Source organism: Myxococcus stipitatus DSM 14675, from assembly GCF_000331735.1.
In the GTDB taxonomy this organism is placed as follows: Bacteria; Myxococcota; Myxococcia; order Myxococcales; family Myxococcaceae; genus Myxococcus; species Myxococcus stipitatus.
Genome location: NC_020126.1, coordinates 10,217,089 through 10,228,446, shown reverse-complemented (window position 1 = coordinate 10,228,446; position 11,358 = coordinate 10,217,089). Strand labels below are relative to the sequence as shown.

At 71.2% G+C, this 11,358-nt stretch carries 10 protein-coding genes; 5 read left to right on the top strand and 5 right to left on the bottom strand.

Annotation, left to right across the window (positions count from 1 at the left end; all coding sequences use genetic code 11):
* Positions 1-51 precede the first annotated feature (51 nt).
* The 5 genes from MYSTI_RS39850 to MYSTI_RS39830 form a co-directional block, all read right to left on the bottom strand.
* A complete protein-coding gene (locus MYSTI_RS39850; protein WP_044901001.1) occupies positions 52-1,017 on the bottom strand; it encodes a CBS domain-containing protein in 966 nt (321 codons plus the stop codon).
* Positions 1,018-1,165: 148 nt separating this feature from the next.
* Positions 1,166-1,849: a hypothetical protein gene (locus MYSTI_RS39845; protein WP_015353555.1), complete on the bottom strand. Its 684-nt coding sequence runs from the start codon at positions 1,847-1,849 to the stop codon at positions 1,166-1,168.
* 283 nt (positions 1,850-2,132) lie between these two features.
* Positions 2,133-2,417, bottom strand: a complete 285-nt coding sequence (locus MYSTI_RS39840) for a hypothetical protein (protein ID WP_015353554.1) — start codon at positions 2,415-2,417, stop codon at positions 2,133-2,135.
* An 86-nt stretch (positions 2,418-2,503) separates the two neighbouring features.
* A complete protein-coding gene (locus tag MYSTI_RS39835) occupies positions 2,504-3,838 on the bottom strand; it encodes a serine/threonine-protein kinase (protein WP_015353553.1) in 1,335 nt (444 codons plus the stop codon).
* Positions 3,839-3,979: 141 nt separating this feature from the next.
* Entirely contained in the window at positions 3,980-5,173 is a 1,194-nt protein-coding gene (locus tag MYSTI_RS39830) for a serine/threonine-protein kinase (protein WP_015353552.1), read from the bottom strand.
* A gap of 230 nt (positions 5,174-5,403) precedes the next feature.
* On the opposite strand from MYSTI_RS39830, the gene MYSTI_RS39825 reads away from it, so the two are divergent.
* The 5 genes from MYSTI_RS39825 (at position 5,404) to MYSTI_RS39805 (ending at position 11,335) form a co-directional block, all read left to right on the top strand.
* On the top strand, positions 5,404-5,775 hold the full coding sequence (locus MYSTI_RS39825; RefSeq protein ID WP_015353551.1) for a type II toxin-antitoxin system RelB family anti-toxin: 372 nt from the start codon (positions 5,404-5,406) through the stop codon (positions 5,773-5,775).
* A gap of 90 nt (positions 5,776-5,865) precedes the next feature.
* Complete coding sequence (locus MYSTI_RS39820; RefSeq protein WP_015353550.1) at positions 5,866-6,300, top strand: helix-turn-helix domain-containing protein; 435 nt, start codon at positions 5,866-5,868, stop codon at positions 6,298-6,300.
* Positions 6,301-6,378: 78 nt separating this feature from the next.
* Positions 6,379-6,756 carry a response regulator gene (locus tag MYSTI_RS39815; protein WP_015353549.1) on the top strand — a complete coding sequence of 126 codons (378 nt, stop codon included), beginning with the start codon at positions 6,379-6,381 and terminating at the stop codon, positions 6,754-6,756.
* The gene (locus MYSTI_RS45505; RefSeq protein ID WP_015353548.1) at positions 6,753-9,311 is read left to right on the top strand and encodes a response regulator; all 2,559 of its coding nucleotides are present in this window, start codon (positions 6,753-6,755) and stop codon (positions 9,309-9,311) included. Before MYSTI_RS39815 ends, MYSTI_RS45505 begins: the two co-directional genes overlap by 4 nt.
* On the top strand, positions 9,308-11,335 hold the full coding sequence (locus tag MYSTI_RS39805) for a response regulator (protein WP_015353547.1): 2,028 nt from the start codon (positions 9,308-9,310) through the stop codon (positions 11,333-11,335). The genes MYSTI_RS45505 and MYSTI_RS39805 overlap by 4 nt, the downstream gene beginning before the upstream one ends.
* Positions 11,336-11,358 lie beyond the last annotated feature (23 nt).

Below are 11,358 nucleotides of genomic sequence, written 5' to 3'. Positions count from 1 at the left end.
AGCGCGAGCGACGGCAGCACCGCGGTCGCCGAGGCGCGGCCCCTCACTCCCTCAACGCAGTCGCGTCCAGAACGAGCGCCGAGAGGAGATGCGCGCCAGCGCGCGCTGAAGCTCCTCGTCCGTATCAGCACGCTCCGCGATGTCGCTCAACGACAGCACCCCCACGAGGCGGTCATCGTGCTCGATGACCGGGATGCGGCGAAGCTGCCGGCGCGTCATGAGCGCCAGGGCCGCGAGCAGCGGCTCATCCAGCGTGACGGCGTCGATATCCTCCGTCATCACATCCGAGACCCGGAGCTGCTCGGGAGGCTGTCCCCCCGCGAAGGCACGCAAGGCGAGGTCCCGGTCCGTGACGAGCCCCACGAGCCGCCCGCGCTCATCGACGACGGGAATGATGCCTCGGTCCTCTTCCCGCATCAGCCGAGCCACCTCCCGCAGCGAGCTGTCCCGACGCGCCGTGCGGACCTCGCGAGTCATCACCTCACGCGCCGTCAGCGGCTCCCGGTGCCAGCTCCGCTCCGAAGACGGCGCCCGAGACTGCGCGGGCCGGAGCTCCCGAGCCGCCACTCCCTCCCCTCGAACCGGCCGCTCACCGCCATACCCCGTGCGGTCCCACGCCCGATACTCCGCCGGCTGAGGCGCCAGCTCGTGGTCCTGGTCCCCCATGCTCCGCCGAGGACCGATGCCCGTGGCGTACCGGTCATCCCGGTCATCCCGCCCATAGGGGCCGCGTCCGACGCCGCCCGTGGCCCACTCGGCATCGCTCCGAGCCACGTCGCGGTCATCCACGTCCGTGCGCACCTGCGCCATGCGCAGCGTCGCCGCACGATGGAACCGCCCCTCGCGCACGGACGACAGCTCATCCCGCGCGGGATTCCACCCCGACACATCCGACTCACCCCGCTCGCGCGAGCCAGGAGGCGCCGCGTCGGCCGGCCGCACCGTCTCGAGGCCGAGCTCAGGCCGCAAGGCCCCGCGCCGCTCATCCCCACCGCTGTCCATGCTTCGCTGAGCCATGCCCTCAAGGCTGGCGATGCCCTCGCCCACCACCAACCCACACCGCCATGCCCGGCAGGACGCCTGGCAGGTTCAACCCGCGCCACGAAACACGCACCGCCACGAAACCAGCCAGACAACCCACCGCACGTCTGGCTTCACCCCTGAATCAGTGCACCGCCCACCGCTCCGCAATCTCCTCGCACGCGAGCACCACGTCGCTCAGCCGGCGGATGTGAGCCCGCGGCGCCGTGAAGATGGTCCCCGCGAACACATCCACCACCTGCACCATGCGGTGGTCCGAAGGACCGAGCTGGCACAAGTGCTGCTCCGCGAAGCGCTGCAACATCGTCCCGATGTACTGCCCGGAGCGCTCATCCAACGGGTGGTGCTTGGAGAAGTAGAGCTTCATCAACCCCACGCGCGGATTGCCGTTCCGGTCCATCCGCTGGAGGACGACCTCCGGACGCACGCTGATGGTGACCCCCGCCATCTCCAGCACGGGAGGCTCCGCACCCACGGCGCTGACGATGGTGTCCTCCAGCCCCAGCCAGGGCGCCAGGTCCGCGAAGCGCTCCAGCGCCTCCGAGCACAGATGCAGCCGCTGCGCCTCGAACTCCGACTGCGGCACGCTGCACGCGAAGCGCCGCTGGTGCTCGCGGAGGATGGCCGGGTCCAGGTCGCGACACAGGAAGTCGGTAATCGCGTGGGACGCCTCGGGGTAGCGCAGGTACTGCTGCTCGGGTGGGTGCTTCTGGTCGTAGATGATGCGCTTGCGACGAGCCGGGGTGGCGATGAGGTACTCACCCAGCTTGTTCACGGACACACGCGGCAGTTCACGCACTTCCGCCATGGAGTTCCTCCCCCTGGATGCTGGCGAATGAGCACACACTACAGAGGGGGGCTGACATGCGATTGGCCGCGTGAGTGATTGAAAACAGCGCCCGTCCATCCGCGCGGAGGTCGCACGCGACGGATGAGACGTCACACGGCGGGTCGAGCAGCGGGACGGCGCGGATGGCGGCGAGTCCCGGGGCCCGGAGGCCCGCTCACACGCCGCCAGGTTGCCCGTCCGCGAGGGCGCCAGGGCGCGCGGACGGGCTCGAGCCAGGGGACGTGGAAGGTCCCCGCGGCCCTCAATCCTTCTCTTCCTCCAGGGCCCCGGGGAACGCTGTCCAGTACAGGTCAGGGAGCGGATTGGTGCCCGCGTCGCTGCGCGGGCCATCTCCGTCAGGGATGTCGTCGAGAATCGCCCGAGGGGTGCGCTCGGCGGGGTTCATGGGATGCGCGTGCCAGGGGGTGTCTGGCGCGTCGTCGTCCTCGGGGGGCTCCGGGAGCTCCTCGTCCTGGAGCGCGATGGAGCGTCCGTAGAAGTCCTCGATGGGCTGGGGGGCGGGCTGTCGTCGCGGGTCCTTCGCCATGATGCAATCCTCCGCCTGACTACGGTCGTGACGGGGAATGCCCGCCGCAACCCAGCCACCGAAAATGGGAAGGCAGGCGAGCGGGCCTAGATTTCGGAGGGGTCCTCCGGGTCCTCCTCGGGCTCCACCTCCACCTCCACCTCCACGTCCGTGTTCCGAGGCCCGTCCTCCCCCGCGCGCGAGTGCGTCACCCCGCGCAGCCCCGGCACGCCGAACACCCGGGCGGACTCCCGCGCCAGCGCGTCCGCGGTGTCCGGCGGAGCCTCCGGGGACGGGGGCGCCCCCGGCTCCAGCGACACGGACGCCTCCTCCGCCGTGAGGCCCTCGGGGTGCAGGCCCCCTTCGAGCAGCTCCGCCTGGTTGCGGCGCAGGGTGGCCTCCACGGCCACGCGGGCCACCTCCTCGGCCGTCTCGTGCCGCCCGTGGCCGCTGGGGGCCTGGACGCGCAGCCAGCCTCGCAGCACGGAGCCCATCTCCTCGGCGGACTGGAACCGCTCGGCGGGGTCGCGACGCAGCGCTCGCCGCACCACCGCCGCCAGCCCCTCCGGGATGCCCGCGACCAGCCGAGCCACCTGCTCGGGCGTCAGGCTCAGCATCCGCGCCGCCACCTCCTCCACGGGCATCCAGGTGGGCCCCTGGGCCTCCAGCGTCAGGCCCTCCGGGAGGGGCGGGGGCTCCGACTCCTCCAGCGACAGCGGGTGCCGCCCGGTGAGGAGCTCCAGCAGCACCAGCCCCAGGGAGAAGATGTCGGAGCGCGCATCCACCGGCTCGCGCAGCATCATCTCCGGCGACGCATACGCGACGTCGCCCTTCACCAGCGGGCGGCTGGTCAGCTCGCGCCCCGGCATCCGCGACGAGGCGGCGGTGAAGTTCGTCAGCTTCACGTCGCCGTGGGTCCCCACGCGGATGTTCCGAGGGCTCACGTCGCGGTGGACGATGCCCAGCGGCCGGTTCCAGTCATCCACCATGCCGTGGGCATGGTGGAGCGCCTCCGCCACCTCCGCCGTCACGAACGCGGCCAGCGAGGCCGTCATGGGCCTGCGCCGCATCGCCGCCAGGTTGAGCAGCGTGTCCAGGGAGCGCCCCTCCACGTACTCCATCACCACGTGGGGAGAGCCTCGGTACAGCTTGATCTGGTGCACCTGCGCGATGTTGGGGTGCTTGAGGCGGAACGTCAGGCTGACCTCCTCCACCAGCCTGCGCCGCTCCACGAAGGTGGCGGGGCTGCGCAGCCGCTTCACCACCACCAGGCCGCTCTGGCCGTCGCGGTAGCGCCGCCGCACCAGCATCAGCAGCTCTCCGGTGGAGCGGACCTCCAGCTTGCGGACGAACTCGAACACCGTGCCGCCCACGTTGAACAGCACCCGGGGCCGTCGCTGCCCTCCGGGGGGATCCTCCGTCGTCGTATCGGGCGTCGTCATGGTCTGTTTTAGAACCTGGGATGTTGGGTGAGGGTGGGTGGATGCCTGAGGTAACACGAAAGGCAAGGCGGTTGGAATGTCAGAGATTGAGTGTCAGTGAATGGACTTCTGGGGTTGAGGGGGGAAGGCCGCGGCCCGGGGCTACTCCCGAGGCTTCTTCCAGCCCCGGAGCGCGGCGCGCAGCACGTCCAGCCGCCGGCGCAGCCAGGACACCCACGCGGCCAGGGTGTGCGGTGGAACCGGTGCGGGCTGGGTGGAGGGTGTCACCGCCGGGCCCGCGTCCGGCTCCACCACCGAGCCCGGCTGGTCCGGCCAGCGCATCCACTGGCGCATCTCGCGTCCGTCCTCGTCGCCGTCGAAGAGGGACTCGTCCTCCTCGGTGACGGCCTCGTGGAGGGGGCGGGGTGGAAACAGGGGGACGTCCCAGCGCTCATCCGCCTGGCGCAGCGCCAGGGTGAGCGCCTCGCACAGCTCCGCCCCGTTGGGGTGACGGCCCGCGGCGAACTTGCTGAGCAGGCGCAGCACGATGCCATCCAGCGCGGGAGGGACGTGGGGGTTGAGGGCGGACGGGGGCTTGAGCTGGGCGGACTCGATGGTGGCCAGCAGCGCGGAAGGCGGCAGGTGGGTGGGGTAGGGCAGGGTGCCCGTGAGCACCTCGTGGAAGGCGAGCCCCAGCGAATACAGGTCATCGGTGGGCACGAAGCGGTAGCGCGAGCCCGGCGTGCGCGTCCCCAGCCAGAAGCGCAGCGCCTCCGGGCTCCGGTAGCTGGGCGTCCCCGGAGGAAGGCGATCCTCCGTGAGGGCCGGCGCGCACGCGTGGTCCCCCGAACCGAAGTCCACCAGCACCGGCTGCCCGTCCGAGGCCCGGACGATGATGTTGGTCCCCTTGAGGTCGCGATGGACCACGCCCGCGCGGTGGATGGCGTCCAGCGTGAGGGCCAGCGAGGCGAACACCTCCGTGGCCCGGCGCGGGGTGGCCTGCGGCGTGATGGCCCACTGGGACAGGGTGGGGCCCTCCACGTAGTCCATGATGAGGTAGAGGTAGCCGTGGTGCGCGTCGGGCCAGCGGCGGTAGCCCAGCAGCTCCACGACATTGGGGTGGGCCAGGTGGAGCAGCAGCCCGGCCTCCCGGCGCGTGCGGGCATCCACCCGGCCATCGTCATTCTCGGAGGGGCCCTCCAGCGCGAACTTCAGCGCCACCGTGCCGCGCGTCTCGGTCTCCGCCAGGAAGATGGTGCCGTAACCACCGGTCGCCAGCCTCCGGATGATGCGCAGCGCTCCCAGCTCCTCCGAGGGCTGGAGCAACAAAGGGTGCATCGCATCAAGGTCGTTCATCGTCCCTCCTCCCCTGGTCGCCCCACCCCTCCAGAGGAGGGAGATGAGACGAAGGACCTTCAAGGTTGAAGCCCGACGGGCGCTTCAGCGCGAATGTCCACACATGTCATGGATACTCAACCCACGAGGTCCTTAACATGTCTGCCATCATTTGGGGTAGTCTCGTGCCTCGTGGGGTAGGCAACCGGTCGGGGGACGTGGCAGGGAGACCGTGAAGAGGCTCGACGACGATGAATGAGGAATTGGCCAGCACCGTGGGCAAGGCGGCGAGGGAGGCGCGGTCTCGGCTGGGGTTGACCCAGGCGGACGTGGCCGAGCGCGTGGGCATCGCGATGGACGTCTACAGCCGCATGGAGCGGGGCCGGGTGTTGCCCAGCGTCACCACGCTGCGGCGGCTGTGTCAGGTGTTGGGCATCGACGCCAACGTGCTGCTGGGGCTGGGGGAGCCGCCGCCCCGGGAGGTGGCCCCCGCGGTGGTGCCTCGGGCGGAGGACCCTCCCGGCCTGCGCCGCCTGGTGCGCGTCCTGCGGGCGCTGGGGCCGGGGGAGCTCCGCTCCGTGACGCAGGTGGTCCAGGGGGCCCTGGGATTGTTGCGCCGCTGACGCGGGGGAGGCCTCCCCTGGCGCGTGGGCCCTGGGACTCGGGGACGGGAAACTTGCGTCACTCCGGGGCCGTGCGACGCTCCGTCCATCATGCGTGAGCCCGTTGACCACAAGCTCGCGGCCATCCTGGGTGGTGCCGCGCGTGTTGCTCGCCTGCGTTTGGGCCTGACCCAGAGCGACGTGGCGGAGCGTGTGGGCATGGCCATGGAGGTCTACAGCCGGCTGGAGCGGGGGCGAATGTTGCCTCGTACGCAAACGCTGAAGCGGCTGTGTGACGTGCTCCAGGTGTCCTCGGATACGCTGCTGGGCGTGGGCCGGGGCGGTGCCTCGGTGACGCCCGTCACGCCACGCAAGCCGGAGCGGGAAGACCCGCTGGAGCTGCGGCGCATGACGCGCAAGCTGCGGGACCTCCAGCCCTCGCAGCTCCGCGCCGTCTCGCGCGTGGTGAACGCCGTCGTCTCGGTCATGCCTCCGGCCGCTCCGGCCAGGCCCCTGCGCGCGATGAAGCGTCGCAAGACGGGCTAGGCGCTCGGCGGGGGGCTGGGAATGGGGTGGGGCCGCGTGTTGAAGTCACACGCCCCCTGACTCGGAGATGTGCCCCCCATGACGACGCTGCGCAAGGTGATGCTGGTGGACGATGAAGAAGACATTCGCGCCATCGGCAAGCTGAGTCTGGGTCGTGTCGGCGGGTGGGAGACGGTGCTGGCCGCGTCCGGGAACGAGGCGCTGACCAAGGCGGCCGCGGAGCAGCCCGACCTCATCCTCCTGGACGTGATGATGCCCGGCATGGATGGGCCCACCACCTTCGCGAAGCTGCGCGAGCAGCCCGCCACCGCGGCCACGCCCATCATCTTCATGACGGCGAAGGTGCAGAAGCAGGAGGTGGCCCGCTACCTGGAGCTCGGGGCGCTGGGGGTCATCGGCAAGCCGTTCGACCCCATGACGCTGCCGCAGGAGATCCGCAAGCTGGTGCCGGGATGAGGCAGACGCGCCTGTCCAAGCGCTCGGTGGCGCTGGCGGTGGGGGCGCTGCTGATGCTGTGTGGCCTGTTCGTCGTGGGCCGTCCGTGGGAGATGGCGCAGAACGACGGCTACCGCACGCGGCTGCAGCAGCTGCGTCAGGCCAGCGCGGAGCTGGAGCAGGACGCGCTGCGCTCCCGCCTGGGGCTGCCGGAGCTGCATGGCTCGGACGCTTCCGCCTTCGACGCCCTCGAGGCGCGCGCGCAGGCGCTGCGGGAGCTGCCGTCCTTCCTCTCGGACGAGGAGCAGCGGGTGATGCACGCCTCGCTGGAGTCGTACCTGCGCGCGCTGGAGGACAACCGGGCGCTCTTGGAGCGCTCTCGGGACGCGCAGGCGCGGGGCGAGCGGCGCGAGGCGGACGTCGCGATGCAGGCGCTGCTGGAGCGCTCCGCCAGCACCCAGGCCGAGCGGGCCGTCACCACGTTCCTCCAGCTCCACGAGCGGGCGCAGCGCGGCAACGAGCGCACGCGCATCGTGTTCTTCGCGGTGTCGCTGCTGTTGGGCGGGTACGTGGTGGTGGTGCTGGTGCGGCTGTCGCGCGCGTCGGCGGAGCTGGCCACGCTCAACGCGGACCTGGAGACGCGGGTGGAGGAGCGGGGGCGGGCGCTGGTGCGGGCCAGCGAGGAGCAGCGCGTGTCGGAGGCGCGCAAGGCGGCCATCCTGGAGGCGGCGCCGGACGGCATCGTCCTGGTGGACGAGGCGGGGCGGCTGCTCGAGCTCAACCCCATGGCGGAGCAGGTGTTCCGGGTGACGGCGGGGGAGGCGGTGGGGCGGGACTTCCTCTCGCTGGCGCTGCCCGCGTCGCTGCCGGCCGGACAGCGCGAGGAGGTGGCCGCGGCGCTGCGCTCCACGTCGGGCCATGCCACGCGACTCGAGTCTTCGTGTCTGCGCGCGGATGGGAGCACCTTCCCCGCGGAGCTGACGCTGGCGCGCGTGCCGGGGACGGGCCCCGCGCGCTTCACCGCCTTCGTGCGCGACATCACCGAGCGCAAGGAGGTGGAGCGGATGAAGAACGAGTTCATCTCCACGGTGAGCCATGAGCTGCGCACGCCGCTCACGTCCATCCGAGGCTCCCTGGGCCTCTTGGAGGGCGGCATCGTCGGGGAGATTCCGGCCGAGGCGCTGGACATGGTGCGCATCGCGCGCACGAACACCGAGCGCCTCATCCGGCTCATCAACGACATCCTCGACCTGGAGAAGATGGAGGCGGGCAAGCTGGAGCTGAAGCTGGCCACGCTGGACGTGCATGAGCTGGTGGAGGCGACATTCAGCGGGCTGAAGGGCATGGCGGACGCGGCGGGGGTGTCGCTGCGCCCGGTGGTGGAGGCGGCGCCCAAGGTGAAGGGCGACCGGGACAGGCTCATCCAGGTGCTGACGAACCTGGTGTCCAACGCGGTGAAGTTCTCTCCCGCGGGCGCGGAGGTGGCGGTGCACGCGCGGCTGGAGGGGCAGGGCCAGGTGCGCTTCAGCGTGGTGGACCAGGGGCCGGGCATCTCCGAGGAGCAGCGCACGAAGCTGTTCGCGCGCTTCCAGCAGCTGGACGGCTCGGACACGCGCTCCAAGGGCGGCACGGGGCTGGGGCTCGCCATCTCCCAGGCCATCGTGAACCAGCACGGGGGCGGCATCGAGGTGGAGAGTGTGCTGGGCCAGGGCTCCACGTTCACCTTCGCGCTGGAGGCGGTGCGCTCCGCCTCGTCGGGGGTGCATCCGGCGGTGACGGCGGCGGCGCTGAGCGCGTCGCGGCACTCGGTGCTGGTGGTGACGGCGGACGCGGAGCTGTCCTCGCTGTTGAGGGGGCTCCTGTCGCAGGAAGGCTACCGGGTGGTGCGCGCGTCCAGCCTGGCCGAGTCCGCGAAGCTGCTGGAGGAGTCGTCTCCGGACGCGGTGGTGTTGGACACGCAGATGCCGGACGGGCAGGCGCTGGAGTGGGTGCGGAGCCTGCGCGAGCAGCCTCGCACGCATGAGCTGCCGGTGGTGACGCTGTCGGGCCGCTCGTCGGTGGGCGAGGGCGTGGGCGCGGCGCTGTGGGTGGATTGGATTTCGCAGCCCTTGGAGGAGGCGCGGCTGCTCAGCGCGCTTCGCCACGCGATGCGGCGGCCGGGGCAGGCGCGGGTGTTGGTGGTGGATGACGACGTGGCCACGCGCCGGGTCATCTGCGCGCGACTGGAGCGGTTGGGGGCGGTGCAGGTGTTCGAGGCCGCGGATGGAGAGAGCGCGGTGGAGCTGGCGCGTGAGACGCGGCCGGACCTCATCGTGCTGGACGTGGGGTTGCCGGGGTTGGACGGGTTCGAGGTGGTGGACATCCTGCGCCAGGGGCGTGGGCGGGCCACGCCGCTCATCGTCTTCACGGGTCGGGACTTGTCGCGCGCGGACCAGCGGCAGCTGACGCTGGGGATGACGCGGCACTTGAGCAAGGCGCGCTCCTCGGAAGAGGAGCTGGTGGCCTCCGTGCGTGAGCTGCTGAATGAATTGCTGTCGCGCAAGGACGGCGAATCAGAGAGAAGGGTCGTTTCATGAATGAAGCCAAGACGCTCCTGTTCCTCGAGGACGACAAGGACCTTCAGACGCTGGTCGGCGCCTTCCTGCGCGAGAAGGGCTACCGGGTGGAGGCGGCGCGCACGGCGGCGGAGGCGCGCACGCTGCTGTCGAAGATGCCGGTGGACGCGGCCATCGTGGACGGGCTGTTGCCGGGGGTGACGGGGGCGGACTTCATTCGCGAGCTGCGCAAGACGTTGCCGGACCTGCCGGTGTTGTTCGCCTCGGCGTTCTGGAAGGACCTGAAGAGCCACGAGATGTTGACGCGGCAGCTGAAGGTCGCGCGCATCATCCACAAGCCCTACCGGCCGGAGGAGCTGTTCCTCTGGGTGAATCAGCTCTTCGCCAAGAAGCTGCCGCCGCCGCCGACGGGCCCTCGGGCGTTGGCGGACGTGGACCCGCTGCGCGACGAGCTGGCGGCGAGCCTGGTGGCGCTCAACGCGGAGTACGGCGCGCGGCTGAAGGACAAGGTGGAGGGGCTCCAGACGCTGCTGGGCGAGGCGCGCGAGGGCAACCGCGAGTCGCTGGAGCAGGCGTCCATCATCACGCACAAGCTGCACGGCACGGCGGGCAGCTATGGCTTCTCCGAGGTGAGCCTGGCGGCGGGGCGGCTCGAGGACGCGCTGCGGGCCGGGGGGGATGGGGCCCGGCTGGACTGGGGCATGGTGGACGTGGCGTTCCGCGAGCTGGCGGCGACGGCGTCGGTGCCGGTGATGCCGGTGCACAAGGAGCTGCCCCCGGCGGTGTTGCCGACGGAGGGCGTGCTGCTGGTGGTGGACGAGGACGCGGAGTTGCTCGCGGAGGCGGAGCGGCTGGGGCGCTCGCACGTGGTGCGGGTGCTGTGCGCGCGCACGGCGGACGAGGCGCTCGCGCTGGCGCGCAAGCAGTGGGTGGATGGCGTGGTCATCCACATGCACCTGGGGGGCGAGATGGGGGGCGTGCAGGCGGCGCACCTGCTGCGCTCGGCGGAGGGGCTGGGCTCGTTGCCGTTGGTGTTCACGGGCGCGAAGGGAGGGCTGGAGGAGCGGGTGGTGGCGGCGCACGCGGGGGCGTCGATGTTCCTGCCCAGGCCCTTCACGGGGCCGGACTTCGTGGCGGCGGCGGAGCGACTGGTGGCGGCGCGGCGTCCGGAGCGGGCGCGGGTGCTGGTGGTGGATGACGACCCGGAGGCCATCTCCGCGCTGGTGCATGCGCTGGCGAGCGAGCAGGTGGAGGTGGTGGGGTTGGGGGATGCGCACCGGCTGATGGAGTCGTTGGCGGAGCATCGGCCGGACCTGTTGTTGTTGGACGTGCAGATGCCGGGGCCCAGCGGGTTTGATTTGTGCCGCATCCTGCGCTCGACGCCGACGTGGCAGGACCTGCCGGTGTTGTTGATTACGGCGCACCTGGGGTTGGAGTTTCGGCTGGCGGCGTTCCAGGCGGGGGCGGACGACTACATCTCCAAGCCGGTGTTGAGGGAGGAGCTGCGGGCGCGGGTGCAGGCGCGGCTGGAGCGGGCGCGGCTGTCGAAGGAGCGGGTGGAGCGGGACGCGCTGACGGGGCTGCTGACGCGCAAGCCATTCATCGAGGGGATGCGGGCGCGCTTGTCGGAGGCGCGGCGGCAGCATCGCTCGTTGGCGCTGTGCTTCCTGGACGTGGACCACTTCAAGCAGGTGAATGACCGGTACGGGCACCTGGCGGGAGACCGCGTGCTGGCGCGGCTGGGGCGGCTGTTGGGCTCGCGCTTCCGCCGGGAGGACGTGCGCGGACGGTGGGGTGGGGAGGAGCTGGTGGTGGGGCTGTTGGGAGAGACGGCCGCGAGCGCCAAGGCGATTCTGTCGCGCACGATGGCGGAGGTGGCGCAGATGACCTTCGACGGCGACGGGGGAGAGTCCTTCCACGTGACGCTGAGCGTGGGCATCGCGGAGGCGCCCGTGGACGGAGGCTCCCTGGAGGACCTGCTGCGCGCCGCGGACGTCCGGCTGCACCGGGCGAAGTCCAACGGCCGCAACCGCATCGAGGTGTGAGTGGAGGCCCGCTTGGGTGTGCT